This window comes from Barnesiella sp. ET7 (genome assembly GCF_024733785.1).
GTDB lineage: Bacteria > Bacteroidota > Bacteroidia > Bacteroidales > Barnesiellaceae > Barnesiella > Barnesiella merdigallinarum.
In genome coordinates, this window is the sequence record NZ_JANRHM010000002.1 from 222,277 (window position 1) to 244,511 (window position 22,235).

General features: G+C 56.3%; 22 protein-coding genes. 14 read left to right on the forward strand and 8 right to left on the reverse strand.

Features of this window, described 5'->3' with window-relative positions; all coding sequences use genetic code 11:
- Positions 1-12 precede the first annotated feature (12 nt).
- Genes NW211_RS02325 through NW211_RS02335 form a run of 3 tightly spaced genes read left to right on the forward strand, consistent with a single transcriptional unit; the run spans position 13 to position 3,217 of the window.
- A complete protein-coding gene (locus tag NW211_RS02325) occupies positions 13-1,146 on the forward strand; it encodes an ABC transporter substrate-binding protein (protein ID WP_258326787.1) in 1,134 nt (377 codons plus the stop codon).
- Entirely contained in the window at positions 1,143-2,192 is a 1,050-nt protein-coding gene (locus NW211_RS02330; RefSeq protein WP_258326788.1) for an iron ABC transporter permease, read from the forward strand. Before NW211_RS02325 ends, NW211_RS02330 begins: the two co-directional genes overlap by 4 nt.
- Positions 2,192-3,217, forward strand: coding sequence for an ABC transporter ATP-binding protein (locus NW211_RS02335; protein WP_258326789.1), 1,026 nt, complete (start codon positions 2,192-2,194; stop codon positions 3,215-3,217). The genes NW211_RS02330 and NW211_RS02335 overlap by 1 nt, the downstream gene beginning before the upstream one ends.
- A gap of 1 nt (position 3,218) precedes the next feature.
- On the opposite strand, the gene lpxB is transcribed toward NW211_RS02335, so the two are convergent.
- From lpxB to NW211_RS02350, 3 genes are all read right to left on the reverse strand, one after another.
- Positions 3,219-4,346 carry a lipid-A-disaccharide synthase gene (gene lpxB, locus NW211_RS02340; protein ID WP_258326790.1) on the reverse strand — a complete coding sequence of 376 codons (1,128 nt, stop codon included), beginning with the start codon at positions 4,344-4,346 and terminating at the stop codon, positions 3,219-3,221.
- Positions 4,347-4,371: 25 nt separating this feature from the next.
- On the reverse strand, positions 4,372-4,692 hold the full coding sequence (locus tag NW211_RS02345; protein ID WP_087409106.1) for a heavy metal-binding domain-containing protein: 321 nt from the start codon (positions 4,690-4,692) through the stop codon (positions 4,372-4,374).
- A gap of 170 nt (positions 4,693-4,862) precedes the next feature.
- The gene (locus NW211_RS02350; protein ID WP_258326791.1) at positions 4,863-5,612 is read right to left on the reverse strand and encodes a PP2C family serine/threonine-protein phosphatase; all 750 of its coding nucleotides are present in this window, start codon (positions 5,610-5,612) and stop codon (positions 4,863-4,865) included.
- Between the two features lie 343 nt (positions 5,613-5,955).
- On the opposite strand from NW211_RS02350, the gene NW211_RS02355 reads away from it, so the two are divergent.
- The 10 genes from NW211_RS02355 (at position 5,956) to NW211_RS02400 (ending at position 16,166) form a co-directional block, all read left to right on the forward strand.
- Positions 5,956-7,383 carry a hypothetical protein gene (locus tag NW211_RS02355; RefSeq protein WP_258326792.1) on the forward strand — a complete coding sequence of 476 codons (1,428 nt, stop codon included), beginning with the start codon at positions 5,956-5,958 and terminating at the stop codon, positions 7,381-7,383.
- Positions 7,384-7,559: 176 nt separating this feature from the next.
- Positions 7,560-8,114, forward strand: a complete 555-nt coding sequence (locus NW211_RS02360; RefSeq protein WP_087409109.1) for a helix-turn-helix domain-containing protein — start codon at positions 7,560-7,562, stop codon at positions 8,112-8,114.
- A 78-nt stretch (positions 8,115-8,192) separates the two neighbouring features.
- The gene (locus NW211_RS02365; RefSeq protein WP_258326793.1) at positions 8,193-9,860 is read left to right on the forward strand and encodes an AMP-binding protein; all 1,668 of its coding nucleotides are present in this window, start codon (positions 8,193-8,195) and stop codon (positions 9,858-9,860) included.
- A gap of 19 nt (positions 9,861-9,879) precedes the next feature.
- Complete coding sequence (locus NW211_RS02370) at positions 9,880-10,311, forward strand: DUF695 domain-containing protein (protein ID WP_258326794.1); 432 nt, start codon at positions 9,880-9,882, stop codon at positions 10,309-10,311.
- The gene (gene proB / locus NW211_RS02375; protein ID WP_258326795.1) at positions 10,308-11,396 is read left to right on the forward strand and encodes a glutamate 5-kinase; all 1,089 of its coding nucleotides are present in this window, start codon (positions 10,308-10,310) and stop codon (positions 11,394-11,396) included. The genes NW211_RS02370 and proB overlap by 4 nt, the downstream gene beginning before the upstream one ends.
- A 64-nt stretch (positions 11,397-11,460) precedes the next feature.
- Positions 11,461-12,714 (forward strand): glutamate-5-semialdehyde dehydrogenase, encoded by a 1,254-nt coding sequence (locus NW211_RS02380; protein WP_258326796.1) that lies wholly within the window; start codon positions 11,461-11,463, stop codon positions 12,712-12,714.
- 9 nt (positions 12,715-12,723) lie between these two features.
- Complete coding sequence (locus NW211_RS02385) at positions 12,724-13,677, forward strand: N-acetylornithine carbamoyltransferase (RefSeq protein WP_258326797.1); 954 nt, start codon at positions 12,724-12,726, stop codon at positions 13,675-13,677.
- Positions 13,678-13,695: 18 nt separating this feature from the next.
- Entirely contained in the window at positions 13,696-14,856 is a 1,161-nt protein-coding gene (locus NW211_RS02390) for a hypothetical protein (RefSeq protein WP_258326798.1), read from the forward strand.
- A 15-nt stretch (positions 14,857-14,871) separates the two neighbouring features.
- Positions 14,872-15,666, forward strand: a complete 795-nt coding sequence (locus NW211_RS02395) for a thymidylate synthase (RefSeq protein ID WP_258326799.1) — start codon at positions 14,872-14,874, stop codon at positions 15,664-15,666.
- A gap of 5 nt (positions 15,667-15,671) precedes the next feature.
- Positions 15,672-16,166, forward strand: a complete 495-nt coding sequence (locus NW211_RS02400; RefSeq protein ID WP_258326806.1) for a dihydrofolate reductase — start codon at positions 15,672-15,674, stop codon at positions 16,164-16,166.
- 32 nt (positions 16,167-16,198) lie between these two features.
- On the opposite strand, the gene NW211_RS02405 is transcribed toward NW211_RS02400, so the two are convergent.
- Positions 16,199-16,654, reverse strand: a complete 456-nt coding sequence (locus NW211_RS02405; protein ID WP_258326800.1) for a PepSY-like domain-containing protein — start codon at positions 16,652-16,654, stop codon at positions 16,199-16,201.
- Positions 16,655-17,036: 382 nt separating this feature from the next.
- Here NW211_RS02405 and NW211_RS02410 point away from each other — a divergent pair, with 382 nt between their 5' ends.
- Positions 17,037-18,200 carry a DUF6359 domain-containing protein gene (locus tag NW211_RS02410; RefSeq protein WP_258326802.1) on the forward strand — a complete coding sequence of 388 codons (1,164 nt, stop codon included), beginning with the start codon at positions 17,037-17,039 and terminating at the stop codon, positions 18,198-18,200.
- 104 nt (positions 18,201-18,304) lie between these two features.
- Here NW211_RS02410 and tsf read toward each other — a convergent pair whose 3' ends face one another.
- From tsf to rplM, 4 genes are all read right to left on the reverse strand, one after another.
- Positions 18,305-19,129: a translation elongation factor Ts gene (gene tsf / locus NW211_RS02415; RefSeq protein ID WP_087409119.1), complete on the reverse strand. Its 825-nt coding sequence runs from the start codon at positions 19,127-19,129 to the stop codon at positions 18,305-18,307.
- An 85-nt stretch (positions 19,130-19,214) separates the two neighbouring features.
- Positions 19,215-20,051: a 30S ribosomal protein S2 gene (gene rpsB / locus NW211_RS02420; protein WP_087409120.1), complete on the reverse strand. Its 837-nt coding sequence runs from the start codon at positions 20,049-20,051 to the stop codon at positions 19,215-19,217.
- A gap of 127 nt (positions 20,052-20,178) precedes the next feature.
- On the reverse strand, positions 20,179-20,565 hold the full coding sequence (gene rpsI / locus NW211_RS02425; protein ID WP_087409121.1) for a 30S ribosomal protein S9: 387 nt from the start codon (positions 20,563-20,565) through the stop codon (positions 20,179-20,181).
- Between the two features lie 5 nt (positions 20,566-20,570).
- A complete protein-coding gene (gene rplM, locus NW211_RS02430; RefSeq protein WP_087409122.1) occupies positions 20,571-21,026 on the reverse strand; it encodes a 50S ribosomal protein L13 in 456 nt (151 codons plus the stop codon).
- Between the last annotated feature and the right edge of the window lie 1,209 nt (positions 21,027-22,235).

The following is a 22,235-nucleotide window of genomic DNA, read 5'->3' on the forward strand; positions in this document are numbered from 1 at the left end:
CCGATACCCGCCATGAACCGACTGTTTCGACTGATTTCTCTCGCCACCCTGCTGCTCCTCACGGTGCAGTGCCACAACCCCAAGACTCAAAAGTCGGGCGGGGAGGCGGCCAACGATACTCTCGTCCACTACGCCGACCTGCTGTCGATTACCCGTCACAACGGCTTTACCGACGTGGCCGTGGCCAACCCCTGGGACACCACCCGGCTGCTGCACCGCTATCTGCTCGTGCCCCGCGACAGGGCCCTGCCCGCCAACCTGCCGCAAGGTACGGTGGTGAGGACTCCCCTCGAAAAGACACTGGTCTACTCGTCGGTTCACGCCAGTGCCCTCGAGCTGCTGGGTGCGCTCGACCGGATAGGCGGTGTGTGCGACCTCGCCTACATCAAGACTCCGGCCCTGCTCGACCGGACCAGCCAGGGCAAACTGGTCGACGCCGGCAACTCCATGAGCCCCGACATCGAGCGGGTGATGGAACTCTCGCCCGACGCCATTCTGCTCTCGCCCTTCGAAAATGCGGGCTATGGACGCATCGGCAAGATGGGCATCCCCATCATCGAGTGTGCCGACTATCTGGAAACTTCTCCGCTGGGCCGCGCCGAGTGGATAAAGCTGCTGGGGCTGCTCTACGGAAAAGAGGCCGAGGCCGATTCGCTCTTTGCCCAAATCGAACAGCGATACAACGCCCTGAAGGAGCAACTGGAACAAAGCGGCTCGAGACCGATGGTCATCAGCGAACTGAAAAGCGGCTCGGCCTGGTACATGCCGGGCGGCAAAAGCTACATGGCGCGCCTCTTTGCCGACGCCGGCGGCGCGTACCCCTGGAGCGACAACGGCGAGTCGGGCTCCATCCCCCTCTCGTTCGAAACGGTATTCAACCGGGCGGGCGAGGCCGACTTCTGGCTCATCAAGTCGTTCAACGTGGGACAACTCTCCTACCGCGCCCTGCAGAAGGAGTATGCCCCCTATGCCCGTTTCAAGGCCTTCCGCAATCATAATATCTACGGGTGCAACACGGCCGAATGCAACTACTACGAAGAGACACCCTTCCGTCCCGACCTGCTTTTGCAGGAGCTGGCGGCCCTCTTCCACCCCGACCGCTTCCCCCACTATCAACTTCGTTACTTCCAACCCTTAGCCGAATGAACAAGCCTCGCCATACCTCACGTGCCAAGCGCCTCATCGGGCTGCTCATCGTACTGCTGGTCGTCCTGTGTGCCGCCAACCTGTGGTTCGGGTCGGTGCAGATACCGGCCTCGGCGGTGTGGGATATTCTCTGCGGCCGGGAGAGCGAAAAAGAGGTGTGGCGCTTCATCGTACTCGAGTCGCGCCTGCCGCAAATGGTGGCCGCCCTGCTCTCGGGAGCCGCGCTGGCCGTGGCGGGCCTGCTGCTGCAAACGGCCTTCAACAACCCGCTGGCGGGGCCCTCGATACTGGGCATCGACACGGGGGCCAGTCTGGGCGTGGCACTGGTCATGCTCCTCTTCGGAGGAAGCCTGGGGCTCACCCAATCGACTACCCTCACGGGCTTTACCGCCATCATCGCGGGGGCCTTCGTCGGTTCCATCATCGTGCTGGGCACGATACTCTTCTTTTCGACTCTGGTCAAAAACAACATCATGCTGCTCATCGTGGGCATCATGGTGGGATACGTCACCTCGTCGGTCATCTCGCTGCTCAACTACTTCTCCACAGCCGAGGGGGTACACTCCTACACCATCTGGGGCATGGGCAACTTCAGCGGCGTCACCGGCGAACAACTGCCCTACTTCGCCCTCTCGGTGGGGGTGGGGCTGGCCATCGCCATCCTACTCATCAAACCGCTCAACGCCCTGCTGCTGGGCGACCGCTACGCCGCCAACCTGGGGGTGAACATCAAGCTCACCCGCAACCTGCTGCTCATCGTCACGGGACTGCTCACAGCATCGACCACCGCCTTCTGCGGGCCCATCTCGTTCATCGGGCTGGCCGTGCCGCACATCGCCCGCCTGCTGCTGGGCACCTCGAACCACAACACCCTGCTGCCCGTCACGCTGCTCTGCGGGGCCGTCACCACGCTGCTGTGCAACCTCATCTGCATCCTGCCCGGCGAGTCGGGCATCCTGCCCATCAACGCCATTACGCCGGTGCTGGGGGCCCCGGTCATCATCTATGTGATTATCAACCAACGTAAAATACAATATTTCAACTGATGGAGAGCACGACCGCCATACTATCGGCTCAAGCGTTGAGCATCGGCTACCGAACGGGACACCGCGGGGTGAAGCAGATTCACCACGACCTCTCCTTCGCGCTGTATCGGGGCGAACTCACCTGCCTGCTGGGAGCCAACGGGTCGGGCAAGTCGACGCTGCTGCGCACCCTGGCCGCGGCACAACCGCCTCTCGCCGGCACGATAACGCTCGAGGGGCGCGACCTGTCGACCTTCTCGGAGCGGGAACTCTCGCGCCTCATCGGGGTGGTGCTTACCGACAAGACCCAGACCGGCGGACTCACCGTCTACGAAATGGTATCGCTGGGGCGGCAGCCTCACACCGGATTCTTCGGACGGCTCGACCGCCACGACCGCCAGGTGGTCGACGAGGCCATCGAGGCCGCAGGCATCGCCCACAAAGCCGACACCTACATGGCGCAACTCTCCGACGGTGAAAGACAAAAAGCGATGATTGCCAAGGTGCTGGCCCAGGAGTGCCCGCTGGTGATTCTCGACGAGCCCACCGCCTTTCTCGACGCCGTGAGCCGCATCGAGACCATGACCCTGCTGCACCGCATCGCCACCTCGCAACACAAGGCAATACTGCTGTCGACCCACGACATCGAGCAGGCGCTTGTGCTGGCCGACCGGCTGTGGCTGCTGCGCAAGGGGCAAGGCCTGTGCAGCGGCGTGACCGAAGACCTCATCCTCAACGGCGATCTCGATACGCTGTTCGACCGCCGCGACATCTGCTTCGACCGCGCGCACGGCAGTTACTACCCCTCGGTACAATGGGAAAAGGAGATTGTGGTCGAAGCATCCGACGAGACCCTGCTCCACTGGACGGTCAACGCCCTCAACCGCAACAGCTACGGCTGCCGCATCGCTCCCGACGAAGACACCTCTTCACTCCCCCGCCTGACGGTAAGCGACGCGCACACGCTCACCCTGCGCACCGCTGCCGGAGTGCAGCCGTTCACCACCTTTGACGCCCTCATCGAAGGGCTGAAAAAACAAGATTGATTTAGCCTCGCAGAGCCGAGACCATGGAGCGGGCAGCCTGCTCGGGCGCACCCGGCGCACCCAACCGACGGGCCACCAGATCGTAGCCGGCCAGCATGCGCTCGCGATTCTCTTCGTCGAACAGGCAAGCCAACTCGCGACGCAGATTCTCGACCGTAGCCCGGTAGCCCAGCAGCTCGCACACCACGGGAGCATCGGCAATGAGGTTGACCAGCGACACGTAGGGCACCCGCAAAATCTTCTCGAACGTCTTGTAGAACAGTTTGCCGCCACCTACCCAATAGCAGACCACCTGCGGCACCCGCAGCAAGGCGGTCTCGAGCGTAGCCGTGCCCGAGGTGACCAGTGCCGCCCGGCTCTGTTGCAACAGCCGGTAGGTCTTGCCCTGCACCACCTTCACCCGATGACCCTGCACATAGGGCGCATACAGCTCGGGTGCGATACCGGGAGCCCCCGCCACCACCAGCTGGTATTCGGGATAAGCCTCGGCCGCCTCGATCATCATAGGCAGGTTGTCCTTGATTTCAGAGACCCGACTACCGGCCAGCAAGGCGATAATGGGTTTGCGCTCCAGCCCGCACTCGGTCACAAAGTCGTCGAACGTCTCGTCGGCCTGAGGACGAGCCGCCAGCTCGTCGACCGTGGGGTTGCCCACATACTCCACCGCATAGTGGTGGCGGGCATAGAAATCGACCTCGAAGGGCAAGATGGAGTAGAGCCGGTCGACATAGCGGCGGATGCTCTTCACCCGCCACTCCTTCCAGGCCCATATCTTGGGTGAGATATAGTAATAGACAGGGATATTCAAGTGAGTCTTTACATACTTGGCAATCTTCAGGTTGAAACCCGGGTAGTCGACCAGAATCACCACATCGGGACGCCAGGCGGCAATATCCTGTTTGCACAGGCGCATGTTGGCCAGTACCTTGTCGAGATTCATCAGCACCGGGATAAAACCCATGTAGGCCATGTCGCGGTAGTGCTTCACCAGCGTACCCCCGCAAGCGGCCATGAGGTCGCCCCCGAAGTAACGGAACTCGGCGGCGGGGTCCTCCCGCTTCAACGCCTTCATCAAGTTCGAGGCATGCAAGTCGCCCGAAGCCTCACCGGCAATCAGATAGTATTTCATAGACAAACCGATAGCATAATTGTTTCTACTCGATGCGCACGGCCGTACCGCTGCACGTCACCATCAGCATGCTGCCCGAACCGCCCACCGTTTCGTAGTCGAGGTCGATACCCACCACGGCATTGGCTCCCAGTCTCTGCGCCTCGCGCGACATCTCCTCGAGCGCCGTGTTCTTGGCCTCGCGCAGCACCTCTTCATAGGCGCCCGAGCGGCCGCCGAAAAAGTCGCGTATGCCGGCCAGGAAGTCACGCATCACATTGGCACCGATAATGGTCTCGCCGGTTACCACCCCGTAATAGGTCACAATTCGCCGCCCCTCTACCGTGGGCGTTGTCGTCAGTAGCATAATCTCTGTTTTTAGAATTATCTTCTACAAAAATAGTGCTCTTTTGCAACAACACAAACAAAACACCCGCAGATATGAAAAAGAGAACTCTCGGGCAGGACGTGCCGGTTATCTGATTGCGGGAACATGGATATACAATGTACAAGTTTCGGCAAGCATCCATCCTCGCCTCACGGGCGAGTCTCTACCAGAACCACGGTGACGTTGTCCTTCCCGCCGGCCTCGTTGGCCTGCCGTATCAGGGTCTCGACCCGCTGCTTCGCGGTGGGCTGTTCGGCAAGCACCTGTGCGATGGCCCTGGTAGGGAGCATGTCGTACAGCCCGTCGGAACAGAGCAGATATTGCGCGTCCGGCTCTACGGGAATAGTGGAGGTCCAGAAGTAGTCGGTCGTCCAGTCCAGCCGCCCCTGTCCCAAGGCCCGCGTAATCACATTGCGCCGGGGGTGGTGCATGGCCTCCTCTTCGGTCAGACGGCCCTCGTCCTCCTCGATACCCACCAGCGAATGGTCACGCGACAGTTTGGTCAATGCCCCCTCTCTGAATTGGTAACAACGAGTATCCCCCACATGGCACAGGTAGGCGACCGCCTGCCCGAAGTCGAACAGGAGGGCCGTAAGCACACACCCCATGTTATACCACCGGGGATTGACCTGTTGCGACACAATCGAATTATTGGCATATATCACCGATTGCTTCAATGCATCGAGTCCCAACTCCTCGACCGACAGCCCCTCCAGATAGTCTACCATACACTTGGCGGCCAGAGCTGCGGCTATTTCGCCCCCTTCGTGCCCACCCAGGCCATCGACCACGACAGCCAACAGATGACTGTCGTCACCCACAGGCTGAAGAAGATAGGTATCCTCGTTATTCTGTCGACAACGCCCCACATCGGTCGCTCCATAACATACACTTTTCATCACATATTCGTTTTACATTTTACACTGGCTATCCGTTTCGTCCTCTCCCCGATTCCCCCTTGCAGCCACACACCGAATGCCACAGCGGAGCGTCTCGCGCCCCTTCTTACCAAAGCCTGTTATCTCCTATGCTCCTTGTGCAACCAGTCCGTAAAATAGAAATGATTTTTCCCTTATCCCCTCTGTTTCGAAACAGAAATATCCATGTGGTAAATATAGCGAAAAAACAGCAGGAAACCAAGTTTCCGAATTTGAATTTTGCCTGCGGCCGAAAACAGGAGCCATTCAAAGAAATAGGCCGGCCCCTGCAATAAAGCCGCACAAAGCCCGTTTTTATAATACTATGAGAGCGATAACCGTTGCCATCACTTCGTTATGCCTGCTGGCGGCCATGCTGCTGACCGGCTGCATCGACGACGACTTCACCACGAGCCCGTCGCACGTGCTTGCGTTCTCGACCGACACGGTCGCCTTCGACACCGTATTCACCACGATAGGTACCTCGACCCGCTCGTTCCGCATCTACAACCCCAACAAGAAATCGCTCAACATCTCGAGCATCAAGCTGGCCGACGCCGAACACTCGGGATTCCACATCAATGTCGACGGCATGTCGGGCGACTACTTTACCGATGTCGAAATCCGAGGCAAGGACAGCCTCTATGTCTTTGTCGAGGCCAACATTGACCCCACCAACCAGGACAACCCCATCTTTATCGTCGACTCCATCGTCTTCCTCACCAACGGCGTGCAGCAGGATGTGAAGCTCACCGCCTACGGACAGGACGTCATCATCAAGCGGGGTGAGACCCTCACTACCGACACCCGGCTCACGGCCGACCGCCCCTACCTCATCTACGACAGTCTGGTGGTGGCTCCCGGTGCCACGCTGCAACTCGACCCGGGCACCCGGCTGCACTTCCACAACCGGGCCTCGCTGCTGGTGCAGGGACGCCTGCAGGCCGAGGGTACTCAGCAGGCTCCCATACAGATACGGGGCGACCGGCTCGACCGCCTCTTTGCCGACCTGCCCTACGACAATCTGGGCGGACAGTGGGGCGGCATACACTTCTACCCCGAAAGCACGGGCAATGTCATCTCCCATGCCTATGTGAGGGGCATGAGTTCGGGCATCGTGCTCGACTCGTGTGCCACTGAAGAGATGCGCCTCGAGATTGCCAACTCGCGCATACGCAACTCGTCGGGCAACCTCATCACCTCGAACTACAGCCGCCTCTACTGCTGGAACAGCGAGCTGTCCGATGCTGCCGGGGCTGTACTCTCGCTCACGGGCGGCATAGCCGACTTCACCCACTGCACCATCGTCAACTACTACTTCTACGACGTCATCTCCTCGCCCATCGTCACGGTGAACTACTGCGCCGCAGCCGACTCAATCGACGGCGGTCTGCCCCTGCTGCGGGCCAGCTTCAACAACTCGATTCTCTGCGGCAAGACCTCCGAGGTGTCGGGCATCGACTTCATGGGCAGCCACGTCTTCTTCCGCTCGTGCCTCTTCAACTCCATGGGTACCGACGACGACAACTTCATCAACACCGTGTGGGGCGGCATGCCTCTCTTCAAGGCCACCGGCGAAGAGCATTACTACTACAACTACGAGCTGGGCTCCGAAGAGTCGCAGGCTATCGGCAAGGGCGACCCGGCATTTGCCGTACCCCCCCTCGACAAAGACATGTATGGCAACCTTCGTACCGACCGGGTCGACATCGGAGCCTACCAGTATGTACCCCAGGCCGAGCCTCAGGAGTAGAACCTGCACACCGGTTTTGCAAATGCGCAACCCGGGTTATTACCTTGTATACCTTTTCTTAATAAAAGTTACAAAATAGAATCGTCTTTTCTATTTTTTGTTGCATTTTTCTTTTTTGCTCTCTCATTTTGCTAATTTTGTAAGAGTTATTTAATCCTCTTTTAAACATTTGCACTATGAGCGAAGAGATAAAACAGATAGCCGAACGGCTGGTAGGGCTGCGAGATGCACTCGACCTCACGCCCGAAGAGATAGCCGCCGCCTGCCACGTCGACGTGGAGACCTACCGCGGTTACGAGTCGGGCGAAAAAGATATTCCCGTGAGTTTTCTGCACCAGATAGCCCGCCACTACGGCGTGGAATTGCCGGCACTCATGTTTGGATACGAGCCCCGCATGAACGCCTATTTCCTCACCCGTAAAGACAAAGGGGTAGCCATCGAGCGCACCAAAGCCTACAAGTACCAGTCGCTGGCAGCCGGGTTTGCCAACCGCAAGGCCGACCCCTTCATGGTGACCGTAGAGCCTACGGCTCCCGAAGCGCCTTTCACCCTCAACACCCACCCGGGACAGGAGTTCAACATCGTGATGGAGGGGAGCATGCACCTGCGCATCGGTGAAAAAGAGCTGGTACTCCACGAGGGCGACAGCATTATTTTCGACTCCACCCGGCCACACGGCATGAAAGCTATTGGCGAAAAGCCGGTCAAGTTTCTGGCCATCATCTTCTGACGGTCCACGAAACGACCTATTTATTTATAAACATCAAAACGAAATCGAAGGGGACATTCCTCTCTCATATACACGATTATGTTAGAACGCTTTTTAGATAAGACCTCTTTCTCATCGCAGGAAGACTTCATGCAGAATTTCAAGGTAAAGGTACCCGAGAATTTCAACTTCGGGTATGACGTCGTAGACGAATGGGCCCGCATCGAGCCCGACAAGCAGGCCCTGCTCTGGACCAACGACCGGGGCGAACGCATCGACTTTACCTTTGCCGACATCAAACGCGAGAGCGACAAAACGGCCGCCTACTTCCAATCGCTGGGCATCGGCCACGGCGACATGGTGATGCTCATCCTCAAACGCCGTTTCGAGTTTTGGTTCTCGATTATCGCCCTCCACAAGCTGGGTGCGGTGTGTATACCGGCTACCCACCTGTTGACCGAAAAAGACATCATCTACCGTTGCAACGCCGCCGACATCAAGGCCATCGTAGCCTGCGGCGACGAGATTGTACTCGGCCATATCGACCGGGCACTTCCTGCTTCGCCCTCGTTGCAGCACCGCATCTCGATAGGCCCGATTATCCCCGAAGGGTGGGACGACTTCCACAAGGGTATCGAGGCGGCTGCCCCCTTCGTGCGCCCCGAGCACCCCAACAGCAACGACGACATCTCGCTGCTCTACTTCACCTCGGGAACCACCGGCGAACCCAAAATGGTAGCCCACGACTTCACCTATCCGCTGGGTCACATCATCACCGGCTCCTTCTGGCACAACCTGCACGAAGGCAGCCTGCACCTCACCCTGGCCGATACGGGTTGGGGCAAGGCCGTGTGGGGCAAGCTCTACGGACAGTGGATTGCCGGAGCCAACGTCTTCGTCTATGATTTCGAGAAGTTCAAACCGGCCGACGTGCTCGACATGATACACAACTACCACATCACCTCGTTCTGCGCGCCGCCCACCGTCTTCCGCTTCCTCATCCGCGAAGACCTTACGAAATACGACCTCTCGTCGCTGCAATACTGCACCATCGCCGGCGAAGCCCTCAACCCCAAGGTATACGAAGAGTGGCTGCGCCTCACGGGCATCAAGCTGATGGAGGGATTCGGCCAGACCGAGACCACCCTTACCATTGCCACCTACCCCTGGGTAGAACCCAAACCGGGCTCGATGGGCATACGCAACCCGCAGTACGACATCGACCTGCTCACGGCCGACGGTCGCCCCGCCGAGGATGGCGAGCAGGGACAAATCGTTATCCGTACCGACCACGGCAAGCCGCTGGGCCTCTTCAAGGAGTATTACCGCGACCCCGAAAAAACTCGCGAGGTCTATCACGACAACATCTACTACACGGGCGACGTGGCCTGGCGCGACGAGGACGGCTACTTCTGGTTCGTAGGCCGTGCCGACGATGTTATCAAATCGTCGGGCTACCGCATCGGCCCGTTCGAGGTAGAGAGTGCCCTGATGACTCACCCCGCCGTAGTGGAGTGCGCCGTCACCGGTGTACCCGACGAGATACGCGGACAGGTAGTCAAGGCCACCATCGTGCTCTCGGCCGCCTATAAGGGGAAGGCCGGCGAGGCCCTTGTCAAGGAGATACAAGACCACGTAAAACGGGTGACCGCTCCCTACAAGTATCCCCGTGTGATCGAGTTTGTCGACGAATTGCCCAAGACCATCAGCGGCAAGATACGCCGGGTAGAGATTCGCGACAAGGACAATAAGGAAAAAGCTCAATAACCCCATAAAAACCGAGACCATGCAAGCAAGCAACGAATGGTTCGTGGCCGATGCCGAAAGCGAGGGGATGCCCCTCATCGTACGGGGCCGGCTGTTTCTCGACGCCCTCAGGCAGTCGGGGCGGTATACCACCCGCATCGCCCTCGTGTGGCCATACGGCGGCGACGGCAAGGGGCTGCCGACCGACAAGGAGACCCGGGGGCTCGACCTGCTCAACGAGCAGTTGCGCCAGAAGCTCGAAGATGAAGAGGCGGCCATACTCACCGCCATCTTCATCGGCAACCGGGCTGCCCGTTACGAATACTACGGCACGTCGGCCGAGGAGTTCGGCCGCATCGTCGAAGAGACCTTCGCCCACTATCCGCCCCTGCCCATACGGATAGGAGCCGAGAGCGACCCCGAGTGGAAGAGCTATATCGAGACCGTACAACAATTTGCCATACAGCCATGAGGTACAACCGCAAACGCATTGCCGTGAAGATAGGCAGCAACGTGCTCACCCGACCCGACGGCACGCTCGACATCACCCGCATGTCGGCCCTCACCGACCAGATTGCCGACCTGCACAAGGCCGGCCTCGAGGTGATTGTCGTCTCGTCGGGGGCCGTGGCCTCGGGCCGCAGCGAGCTGCACATCGACCGCAAGCTCGACTCGGTATCGGCCCGGCAGCTCTTCTCGGCCGTGGGGCAGGCAAAGCTCATCAACCGCTACTACGAGCTCTTCCGCGAGCATCACATCGCCTGCGGACAGGTGCTCACCACCAAGGAGAACTTCTCGACCCGGCAACAGTACCTCACCCAAAAGCAGTGCATGGAGGTGATGCTCGAAAACCGCGTCATCCCCATCGTCAACGAGAACGACACCATATCGGTGACCGAACTCATGTTTACCGACAACGACGAACTGTCGGGGCTCATCTCGGCCATGATGGACGTCGAGACGCTCGTCATCCTCAGCAACATCGATGGCATCTACAACGGCACACCGGGCGAGCCGGGCAGCCGGGTCATCACCGAGGTGCGACCGGGCGAGGAGCTGTCGCAATACATCCAGTCGGGCCGCTCGTCGTTCGGGCGGGGCGGCATGACGACCAAAAGCCACATTGCCCGCAAGGTAGCCGACGAGGGTATCGAGGTAATCATCGCCAACGGCAAGCGCGAGAACATCCTGCCCCTCCTGCTGTGTGAGGGGAGCACCGAGGTGTGCACCCGATTCATCCCCTCGCCCACGCCCATCTCGAGCATCAAGCGGTGGATAGCCCACTCCGAGGGGTTTGCCAAAGGGCGGCTGCACCTCAACGCGGGGGCCGTCGAGGCCATTCACTCACAACAGGCGACCAGCATTCTGCCCATCGGGGTGACCCGGGTCGAAGGCGACTTCGAGCGCGACGACATCGTGCGCATTGTCGATGCTGACGGCCACACCATAGGGGTGGGACGTGTCGCGTTCGACAGCGAGTCGGCCCGCCAGCTCATCGGCAAGCAGGGAGCCCGACCGCTCGTCCACTGCGATTATCTCTACCTCGAGCAACTTTAACGGCAATCTTATTCCCGTACTCGAAAAAAAAGATTACTTTTGTTCAAATACACATATCACAGCCATGACTACCGATCTGTCACATATTCTCGACAATGCCCGGGTGGCCGCCAACAAGCTGAACCTCATCGACGATGCCACGATAGCCCGTGTGCTCTGTGCCGTGGCCGACGAGGCCGACCGGCAGGTCGACTACATTCTGCAGGCAAACCGCCGCGATCTGGAACGGATGTCGGAGAGTGACCCCAAGTACGACCGGCTGATGCTGACCCGCGAACGGCTGGCAGGCATCACTGCCGATATGCGACGCGTGGCCTCGCTGCCCTCGCCGCTGGGACGCACGCTGGCCTCGTACGACCGGCCCAACGGCATGCACATCGACAAGGTGTCCGTTCCGTTCGGCGTCATCGGCATCATCTACGAGGCCCGGCCCAACGTGACGTTCGACGTCTTCGCCCTCTGCATGAAGTCGGGAAACGTCTGCGTCCTGAAGGGTGGCAGCGACGCCCACGACTCCAACACCGCACTTATCAACATTATCAACAGGGTGTTGATAAGTCATGGAATAGACTCTAATACAGCCGTTTTACTGCCCAACGACCACCGTTATACCGACCAGTTGTTAACAGCTGTGGGTAAAGTAGACCTGGTTATTCCCCGGGGCAGCAGCCGACTTATCAACTATGTGCGCGAGCATGCCCTCGTGCCGGTCATCGAGACCGGAGCAGGGATATGCCACACCTACTTCGACGAGGCGGGCGACCTGGAGAAGGGACGCCGCATCGTGTGCAACGCCAAGACCCGCCGGGTGAGTGTGTGCAACGCCCTCGACTGCCTCATCGTCCATCAAAAACGGCTGACCGACCTGCCCGCACTCTGCGCTCCGCTGGCCGAGAAGCACGTCATCATCTATGCCGACCCACAAGCCTACGAGGCCCTCGCCGGACGATACCCCGACGAACTGTTGCAACCGGCTACGGCCGAGAGCTTCGGCACCGAATTTCTCGATTACAAAATGGCCATCAAGACCGTCGCCTCGTTCGACGAAGCTCTGGCACACATTGCCCGCTACTCGTCGAAACACAGCGAGTGTATCGTAACCGAGGACGAGGAACACAAGCGCCGCTTTACCCGGCAGGTCGATGCCGCCTGCGTCTACACCAACGTATCCACGGCCTTCACCGACGGCGGTCAATTCGGCTTCGGCGCCGAGATAGGCATCAGCACCCAGAAACTGCACGCCCGGGGGCCCATGGCGCTGCCCGAGCTGACGACCTATAAATACATCATTTCCGGCAACGGACAAACCCGCGAATAAACTACGATTATGAGACACTTCACCAACGTACACGACATAGGCGACTTGAAAGCCGCCGTCCGCGAGGCCCTCGAAGTAAAGGCCAACCGCTTCGCCTACAAACACCTGGGACAGGACAAGACCCTGATGATGATCTTCTTCAACTCGAGCCTCCGCACCCGGTTGAGTACCCAGAAGGCTGCGATGAATCTGGGCATGAACGTGATGGTGCTCGACGTGAACCAGGGCGCCTGGAAGCTCGAGACCGAACGCGGCGTGGTGATGGACGGCGACAAACCCGAGCATCTGCTCGAGGCTATCCCCGTGATGGGCTGCTACTGCGACGTCATCGGGGTACGCTCCTTTGCCCGCTTCGAAAACAAGCGCGACGACTACGAAGAGAAGATTCTCAACCAGTTTATCCAATACTCGGGACGCCCCGTCTTCAGCATGGAGGCGGCTACCCGCCACCCGTTGCAGAGCTTTGCCGACCTCATCACCATCGAGGAGCACAAGCAGACCGAACGCCCCAAGGTGGTACTGACCTGGGCGCCTCACCCCAAGGCGCTACCGCAAGCGGTACCTAACTCGTTTGCCGAGTGGATGAACGAGACCGACTACGAGTTTGTCATCACCCATCCCAAGGGATACGAACTCGACCCGCGCTTCGTGGGGAAGGCCCGCGTGGAGTATGACCAGCGCAAAGCCTTCGAAGGAGCCGACTTCATCTACGCCAAAAACTGGGCGGCCTATGCCGACCCGCACTACGGCGAGGTGCTGAGCACCGACCGCAGTTGGACGGTCGACAGAGAAAAGATGGCCCTCACGAACCATGCCTACTTCATGCACTGCCTGCCGGTGCGGCGCAACATGATCGTGACCGACGACGTCATCGAGAGCCCTCAGTCGCTGGTTATCCCCGAAGCGGCCAACCGCGAAATCTCGGCCGAGGTCGTTTTGAAACGCATACTCGAATCTCTTTAATCAATAAATTCTACTCCTATGAAACGGTTTTTGATTCTCCTTTTGATAGCGCTCTTGCTCCCGGCATACACCCGGGCCGAAGAATTTGCCGACTATAAGTTCTGGAACGAGGGCAAGCTGACCTGGGACGACTTTCAGGATACGCTCAGTCTCAAAAGCGTACCCGCGGCTTTCACCGCCTTCCTGCGCATCGAGAAGACCAAAAACCGCGACGGAAACACCAGCACGGTACGCAACGAGGCCCAAGCCTGTTTCGACCGTCGGCACTCCTTTGCCGACTCGACGATGCGCACCGACAATCAACTGCGTTTCTTCCAGCTCAAATACGACCTGCTCGAGTTTTATCGCCGCCGGTTGCAGACCGAGCTGAACCTGGGCGTGGTGGGCATTGAGGCCGACAACCGCACCCGCCAGTATATGGACCTCTACAAGGAGCAAAGCCAGAAGGCCGAAGAGGAGACCGAGCACGGACAAAACGAGGAGAAACTGCAAGAGTGGGAGTTTTACGTAACCAAAGAGCTCATCGAGAATCCCGCCCCGTCGATACCTCGCATCTCGCCCCGCCGGTTCGGCTACGGCTTCTACCTGGGTACGGGAGCATCGTGGCCCGTGGGCGACATCGAACACTATTGGGACCCCGCCTGGCAGATACACTTCGGCTTCGACCTGGGCTACATCAATACCCACCTGTTGTGCGACTTCTCGGCCGGTATGGCCCGCACGCGTCGCGACATACGGGTACAAAAGGGCAACATCCACGACGTGTGGCTGCGCAACGGACACAACTCCTACACCTCGATTTCGCTCAGTCTGGGCCAGCAACTGATTTCGACCAAATACTTCGCCCTCATGCCCTACGCCGGCTGCATCTGGTCGGGCTACTCCGATCAGGTGAAAATCCCCGAAGGCAGCAACGAACGGGCTACACTGGCCTACGCCAACTTCAACTGGACGGCGGGCATCTGCTTCGACTACCGCTTCTCCAACACCATATCGATGGTTCCCTCGTTCTGGCGCGGACACCGCGAGATATTCACTGCGTCGATTCGGACCAAAATCTTTATCAACCGCGAACAATTCAAGAATTTCAATGCCATACAAGGCGACATGATTCGGGGCTGCAAACTGGGATTCTCCATCTCGTGCCTCGGCTTCAGCCGCTTGCTGCAAATCAAATAAGCATAGATACACGACATGAAACAATACCTCGACCTACTGCAACATGTGCTCGACCACGGCCTGCTCAAGGAGGACCGCACCGGCACCGGCACCCATAGCGTATTCGGCTACCAGATGCGATTCGACCTGCACGACGGGTTCCCCCTGCTCACCACCAAGAAACTACACCTCAAGTCGATTATTTACGAACTGCTGTGGTTTCTCAAAGGCGATACCAACGTGAAATATCTGCAGGAACACGGCGTACGCATCTGGAACGAATGGGCCGACGCGAACGGCGACCTGGGCCACATCTACGGCTACCAGTGGCGTTCGTGGCCCGACTATAACGGCGGGCACATCGACCAGATAACCGAGGCCATCGAGACCATCAAGCACAATCCCGACTCGCGACGCATCATCGTGAGCGCCTGGAACGTGGCCGACCTGCCCCAGATGAATCTGCCCCCCTGCCACGCCTTCTTCCAGTTCTACGTGGCCGGCGGCAAACTGAGCCTGCAACTCTACCAGCGCAGCGCCGACATCTTCCTGGGTGTACCCTTCAACATCGCCTCGTATGCCCTGCTGCTTCTGATGGTAGCCCAGGTTACGGGGCTCGAGCCGGGCGAGTTTGTCCACACGCTGGGCGATGCCCACATCTACAACAACCACCTCGAGCAGGTACACGAGCAGCTCACCCGCGAGCCGCGTCCGCTCCCCAAGATGAAGCTGAACCCCGACGTGAAGAGCATTTTTGATTTCAAATACGAAGATTTCGAACTCACCGATTATAATCCGCACCCCCACATTGCGGGAAAAGTATCTGTATGACGCCCATGACCCCGATAGCCCTCATCGCCGCCGTAGCCGACAACGGTGCCATCGGTCGCAACCAGCAGTTGCTGTGCCATCTGCCCAACGACCTGAAACATTTCAAAAACCTCACCTCGGGCCACACCGTGGTGATGGGGCGCCGCACCTTCGAATCGCTGCCCAAAGGGGCTCTGCCCAACCGACGCAACATCGTGCTCACCCACAATCCCGAGCTCTCGTGGCCGGGGGTCGAGGTGGTGCACAGCCTCGACGAGGTGGCTTCCCTGTCGCCCGACGAACGTATCTTCATCATCGGCGGGGCCACCCTCTACAACGAGACGATCAATCGGGCCGACACCCTCTACATCACCCACATACACCACACCTTTGCCGACGCCGATACCTTCTTCCCCCCAATCGACGAGGCCCTCTGGACAAAAGAAGAGGTGCAGGAGATGCCTGCCGACGAACGGCACGCCTACCCCTACACCTTTGTCACTTATCGACGCAAACGGTAAACCTGCGAAGGAATTGCCCGAAAGAGAGGGGATCAACGCCCTCCGCCGGTCGTGGTCACCTCGCCGTCGTTGTTGAACTTCACTTCGGTGACGGGCGCCGTATTCAGTTCAATCTGGTATCCCCAACTGTAGCGCGACACCTCTACGATGCCGGCATCGGGGTACTGCGTAGCCGTATAGGTGAGCAGATTGCCCGGCAGGATGCCTATCTGCAACGCCGAAGGCAACACCTGCAGATTGCCGTCGACCTCTTGCCAACCGCCGTCGCGGTAAAACTTCAACTCAAAACCGTTGCTCAACCACAATTTATAGCGGGGCTCATCGTCCTCCTCTTCGGCCTTGAGCACCTGCACATCGGCAAAGTAATTGTCGACAAACTGGTGAATGGCAGCCGGCAGATGCTGATAGTCTACCCGCTTGTCATCGTCGCAAGAACTCATCGCTACCCAAGCGAACAAAACCATAAAACTGCACAAGATTTTCTTCATAAGACTCTTTTTTGAATGAATGACTATACAACATCATAACAATATTAGAGGGTAATGGGTCATCTTTTTATGCAAAATTTTAGCTCGAAAGAGTACAAAGAGCAAAGCATTTTGTAACACGTTTGTAACAATCGCCTGTCATATTGCCACAAAAACCCCTGATTGTAAAAATAATGTTAAATACCAGCGATTTTTTTCTACTTTTTGCTTGCATATAAAATTATATGCGTACATTTGCAATGTGTTTTTCATGGTATTAGAATTAAGGTTAACAAAGATTGGTTGTCGTGATGACAATCAATTTTTTTTGTTTTAAACCTTTTGCGCCGGAATCGAGGGGTTTTCGTACCTTTGCCCCACCTAAACCAAAACTCGATTTCCCATGAAACTTCGTCTATTATCGTTTATCATCTTACTCGTTTCTATCCTCCCGGTTATGGCCGGTGACGGCAGTTCGGCCCAATCGCCCCTCACCGTATCGCAGGCCCTCGTCAAGAAAAACAACCAGAAAAGCTACTACGTGAGCGGATATATCGTAGGCGAATATCGCGACTACTCCAACAACAAGCATTTCTACTACCTGGCTCCGCCCTTCGACGGTACTTCGGCCTACCTGATTGCCGACGATGTAGACGAGATGGACCTGAGCCGAATGATGCCCGTACAGATAAAAGACTATGTCGACAACTACAACCTCGACGAAAACCCGCAATACTGGCGCAAGCAGCTCACCGTGAAAGGTACGCTCACCGACTACTTCACACTGCCGGGCATCAAGAACCTTACCGACTGGATTGCCCCGGCCGAACCGCTCGACGACGAGTCGCAATACTGGAATTTCTACGAGACTTTCGAGACGAAAAAAGCCTATACTCCCGCCGGAGAGCAAATGTACAGCGGCGGCACCTACACCAGCAGCGAGACCTGCCGATGGGAATTTGCGGGTGCTACCTACGGCGACAGTTCCAACGACATGAAGTGGGACAACGCCGCTGCTCACCTGCGCCTCACCCAATCGACCAGCGGCGAACCGGGCTATATCTGCATGCTCGACGACAAACCCGACGGCATAGGCTACATACGACTGTGGGCTGCCCGCTACAAAGAGGACAAAGGAGCCGCCTCGTTCGGCATCTTCCTCTCCAACGACCAAGGAGAAAGCTGGGAGACCGTGCAAACCGGCATTGCCATTGAAAAAGAACTCACCGAATACCAGTTCAAGATTATGCGCCCCGGCACCTGGCGCATCAAGATTGCCAAGACCGACCCGTCGGCCAACGGCATAGACATCGACAACATACACATCAGCGACTACTACACCCTGTCGGCCGTTACAGCTACCTCTACCGAGGCCACAACTCGCCTGTGGGGTACCCAAGGCACTCTCTGTTTCGAAGCCTCACAGCCTGTCAACCTCCGCATCCATACCCTCGACGGCACTCTCGTAAGCGAGCAACATATCGCCGGCCACGGTTCCCTGCCACTCCCTGCGGGCTTCTACCTGGTATCGACACCGACCAGTACCGTGAAGGTGGTGGTGCGATAGTACGCCAACTTGTTTGTCGATGCAATCGATTCGAAATTCAAATACAAAAAAACGCCACATCGCATGATGTGGCGTTTTCTATATTCGGTAACCCTATCTCTTGATTACTCCTCGTTCAGAGTAACACGCTTGAAGGCAACAGCCGTAAGCTCTTTGTTGCTGGTTTGGAGATATTGTTGAATGTTGTGCTTCGGATCTTTTACGAACGATTGCTCGAGTAGACAAACCTCTTGATAGAATTTGTTCAGACGACCTTGAGCAATCTTGTCGAGCATCTCTTCCTTCTTACCCTCTTGACGAGCTTTCTCTTTAGCGATTTCGAGCTCTTTAGCTACCACGTCGGCAGGAACATCCTCGCGACGAACAGCCAGAGGACTCATAGCGGCAGCCTGCATGGCTACGTCGTGAGCAACTTGATAGTCGGTATCGGCCAAATTGAAACCTACGATGGTAGCCAGTTTGTTACCCGGGTGAACGTATGCCGTGGTATAGGGAGCCGAGATAGCCTCGTAGTAACCGAGTTCCATCTTCTCGCCCGTTTTACCAATCTCGTCAACAATCAGGTTGGCAACGGGAGTACCGTTGATTTCCAAAGCCTTTACAGCGTCCATATTGGCAGCTTTTGCATCGATGGCAGCGTTGAGGATAGCACGGGTCAACTCTACGAACGATTCGTTCTTAGCCACGAAGTCCGTTTCGCACTTCAAGGCAACGATAGCAGCGAAATCGCCTTTAGCGGCAGCCAAAACACAACCTTCAGAGGCTTCGCGGTCTTCGCGTTTTGCAGCGACGGCCTGACCTTTTTTACGAATAATCTCTTTTGCAGCTTCAATATCACCGTTGGTCTCGGTCAATGCATTTTTGCAATCCATCATACCGGCACCCGTCAGTTTACGCAGCTTGCTGATTTCAGCCATTGTAACAGCCATATACTTAATCTCCTATTCTTTAAATTAGAAACAAACAAAGAGTGGAGTCGGTTCTTTGACTTCACTCTTTGTCTTTTGATTATTTTTATTCTTCTACTTCTTTAGCTTCGGCTTCAGGAGCTTCCTCGGCATCGGCAACCTCGGCATCATCGGCTTTCTTGCGCGAGATACGAGCTTTGCGCTCTTTCTTTACAGGAGCCTCCTCGCCTTCGGCAGGAGCATCTTCTTTCATAGCTTTGCGCTCTTCCAGACCCTCGGCAATAGCACCGCAAACGGCGTCGAGGATAACTTCGATCGATTTCGAAGCATCGTCGTTGGCAGGAATTACGAAATCTACGTCATTGGGGTTGGAGTTGGTATCGACCATGGCAAATACGGGGATACCCAGACGGTTGGCCTCGCGTACGGCGATGTGCTCTTTGAGAACATCGACAACAAACAGGGCCGACGGCAGACGGTTCAGGTCGGCAATGCTACCCAGCGTCTTCTCCAATTTGGCACGTTGACGAGAGATTTGCAGTTTCTCACGTTTCGACAGGTTGTCAAACGTACCGTCTTTTTCCATCTTGTCGATGGTCGACATCTTCTTCACAGCCTTGCGGATTGTGGGGAAGTTGGTCAACATACCACCCGGCCAACGCTCGATCACATACGGCATATTTACGGCAGAAGCCTTGTCGGCAACCACTTGTTTAGCTTGTTTCTTCGTAGCTACGAACAGGATTTTCTTGCCCGATTTGGCAATCGATTTCAAGGCAGCAGCGGCCTCGTCGATTTTGGCTACGGTTTTGTACAAGTCGATGATGTGGATACCGTTACGCTCCATGAAGATGTAAGGAGCCATAGCGGGATTCCATTTTCTTTTCAAGTGTCCGAAGTGAACACCGGCTTCCAATAATTGGTCAAAAGTTGTAATAGACATTGGTTTGATTTTAATTTGTTTACATTCTACTTATACAACCTCAAGGTAGCTTACCCCACAATAGGGTAAAGTCCTTGCGGTTTGGATACTAAACACAAATATATCTTCGGCACAGGGCCGTCGCATATTAACGTTTACTGAACTGGAATCTCTTACGAGCTTTGGGACGTCCCGGTTTCTTACGCTCAACAGCACGCGGGTCGCGAGTCATGAAGCCTTCGGCTTTGAGGGCCGACTTGTCTTCGGGGTTGATTTTTACCAAAGCACGCGAGATAGCCAAGCGCAGAGCCTCGGCCTGGCCTTTGAAACCACCACCGTTCAGGTTTACTTTGATATCATATTTCTCGGCAACGCCCAGTTTTTCGAGCGGTTGCTTTACAATGTATTGAAGTATCGAAGAGGGGAAGTAAACGGCCAACTCTCTTTTGTTTATGGTTACTACACCCGTACCTTCGCTCACAAATACTCGTGCTACTGCGGCTTTACGTCTGCCTAATGCATTAACTACTTCCATATTACTTATTTAAGGGTGTTAATATCAATTGTTTTGGGGGTTTGTGCAGCGTGGGGATGCTCGCTACCTGCATAGATATATACATTTCTCAGCAGTTGAGCGCCCAGTTTGTTTTTGGGAAGCATACCTTTCAGCACACGTTTGAATAATTTCGATTCTCCTTTTTTCATCAGAACAGCAGGAGAGAGCTCTCTCTGACCACCGGGATAGCCCGTAAAGTTCAGATAAACCCGATCAGTCCATTTTTTACCCGTCAATTGCACTTTGTCAGCGTTGATGATAATCACGTTATCACCGCAATCTACATGAGGAGTATAGCACGGTTTGTATTTACCACGCAATATCTTAGCAACTTTTGCACACAGACGACCCAAAACTTGGTCGGTTGCATCTACTACAACCCACTCTTTCTTAGCGGTCTCTTTGTTTGCAGAAATGGTCTTATAACTTAAAGTATCCACCGTTTATTGTTTTAATAATTAAACACTTAAATAACAGCAGTGCATACATTCCCGGCCAAAGGAATAACGACTGCCATTCAAATTTTCTCAAATTTGGGTAATAATCGGACTGCAAAGGTACACGCTTTTTATTTGAAAAACAAAAGATTTTGATTTTTTCTTCGTAAATAGCCTTCAACCCCACAACATTATGATAAAACCAAACTATCCCCACGCAAAAATCGACTAACCAGCGCCAACCCGTCGGTCTATTAGAAAAAAGATAGAAGAGCAAAGGGGGGGCGCTTCTTTTGTGTCACCCCGCACTCGATGCGGGGACCAGTTCATGACATAAGAGGAATAGCAACAGTAACTCTCCCCCCAGATATTTATGGATACAGCGTCAGAGCGCATGACCAAGAGTGTCACCCCGCACATGATGCGGGGTCCAGGAAAGTGAATCTTACGGGTAATCTTGTCGGTGTGACTAGATGCCGCATCCAAGTGCGGCATGACCGAAGCGCGCAGCCCTCCGGCCTATGGGAGAAAGCGGAAAGAAAAATGACGGAGAGGGACGAACGCGGGAAAAAGATGTTTGAGCCGGGGCGAATCAGTCGAAGGGCCCGGAGCAGTAAAGCCTGTGGAATAAATAACGATGTGGAATGAGCCCGGGAGTTCTTTTTCCCCGGACCGCGGAGGCGATTTTTCAGCTTTCGGACATCAGCCGGGAGCTTTCTTTTGGCTTCCCTTTTCTTTTGCGGGAAAAGAAAAGGGGAGATTCAGGACGCACGGGCCGTGCGTCCCTACTGGCCCGGACGGTACTGCTGACTGTTTTCTTTGGATATAAACCACGGCTATATCCTGGATTCCGCGTCGAGAACCGTGTCACCCCGCACAGCGATGCTGGGTCCAGGAAAAAGAATCTTACGAGTAAACTTGCCGGTATTCTCTGGATCCCGCATCAAAGTGCGGGATGACCAGATAACCGCATCAAAGTGCGGGATGACTGAGTGACCGCATCGGGGGCGATTGAGCAAACTAAAAAGGAGATTATAAAAAAGTGCGGTATAAGTTTACCAATGGTACGGGATGACAAAAGGCGGGTATTCCCTGGATCCCGCGTCGGAGCGCGGGATGACCGAGTGGGCGCATCGGGGGTACGGGATGACTCGGCATGCCCTCCGGGGAATTGGGGAGGGCATAAAAAAAGAGCCGGAGGGTTGTCTCTTC

Excerpts from the sequence above, each read along its gene's own strand:
- NW211_RS02360 (WP_087409109.1), top strand. The coding sequence starts at position 7,560 with ATGAGCGAAGAGATAAAACAGATAGCCGAACGGCTGGTAGGGCTGCGA.
- NW211_RS02330 (WP_258326788.1), top strand. The coding sequence starts at position 1,143 with ATGAACAAGCCTCGCCATACCTCACGTGCCAAGCGCCTCATCGGGCTG.
- NW211_RS02400 (WP_258326806.1), top strand. The coding sequence starts at position 15,672 with ATGACCCCGATAGCCCTCATCGCCGCCGTAGCCGACAACGGTGCCATC.
- NW211_RS02355 (WP_258326792.1), top strand. The coding sequence starts at position 5,956 with ATGAGAGCGATAACCGTTGCCATCACTTCGTTATGCCTGCTGGCGGCC.
- NW211_RS02380 (WP_258326796.1), top strand. The coding sequence starts at position 11,461 with ATGACTACCGATCTGTCACATATTCTCGACAATGCCCGGGTGGCCGCC.
- proB (WP_258326795.1), top strand. The coding sequence starts at position 10,308 with ATGAGGTACAACCGCAAACGCATTGCCGTGAAGATAGGCAGCAACGTG.
- NW211_RS02325 (WP_258326787.1), top strand. The coding sequence starts at position 13 with ATGAACCGACTGTTTCGACTGATTTCTCTCGCCACCCTGCTGCTCCTC.
- tsf (WP_087409119.1), bottom strand. The coding sequence starts at position 19,129 with ATGGCTGTTACAATGGCTGAAATCAGCAAGCTGCGTAAACTGACGGGT.
- NW211_RS02405 (WP_258326800.1), bottom strand. The coding sequence starts at position 16,654 with ATGAAGAAAATCTTGTGCAGTTTTATGGTTTTGTTCGCTTGGGTAGCG.
- NW211_RS02350 (WP_258326791.1), bottom strand. The coding sequence starts at position 5,612 with ATGAAAAGTGTATGTTATGGAGCGACCGATGTGGGGCGTTGTCGACAG.
- rpsB (WP_087409120.1), bottom strand. The coding sequence starts at position 20,051 with ATGTCTATTACAACTTTTGACCAATTATTGGAAGCCGGTGTTCACTTC.
- NW211_RS02390 (WP_258326798.1), top strand. The coding sequence starts at position 13,696 with ATGAAACGGTTTTTGATTCTCCTTTTGATAGCGCTCTTGCTCCCGGCA.
- NW211_RS02395 (WP_258326799.1), top strand. The coding sequence starts at position 14,872 with ATGAAACAATACCTCGACCTACTGCAACATGTGCTCGACCACGGCCTG.
- NW211_RS02370 (WP_258326794.1), top strand. The coding sequence starts at position 9,880 with ATGCAAGCAAGCAACGAATGGTTCGTGGCCGATGCCGAAAGCGAGGGG.
- NW211_RS02385 (WP_258326797.1), top strand. The coding sequence starts at position 12,724 with ATGAGACACTTCACCAACGTACACGACATAGGCGACTTGAAAGCCGCC.
- NW211_RS02335 (WP_258326789.1), top strand. The coding sequence starts at position 2,192 with ATGGAGAGCACGACCGCCATACTATCGGCTCAAGCGTTGAGCATCGGC.
- NW211_RS02365 (WP_258326793.1), top strand. The coding sequence starts at position 8,193 with ATGTTAGAACGCTTTTTAGATAAGACCTCTTTCTCATCGCAGGAAGAC.
- NW211_RS02410 (WP_258326802.1), top strand. The coding sequence starts at position 17,037 with ATGAAACTTCGTCTATTATCGTTTATCATCTTACTCGTTTCTATCCTC.
- lpxB (WP_258326790.1), bottom strand. The coding sequence starts at position 4,346 with ATGAAATACTATCTGATTGCCGGTGAGGCTTCGGGCGACTTGCATGCC.
- rpsI (WP_087409121.1), bottom strand. The coding sequence starts at position 20,565 with ATGGAAGTAGTTAATGCATTAGGCAGACGTAAAGCCGCAGTAGCACGA.
- NW211_RS02345 (WP_087409106.1), bottom strand. The coding sequence starts at position 4,692 with ATGCTACTGACGACAACGCCCACGGTAGAGGGGCGGCGAATTGTGACC.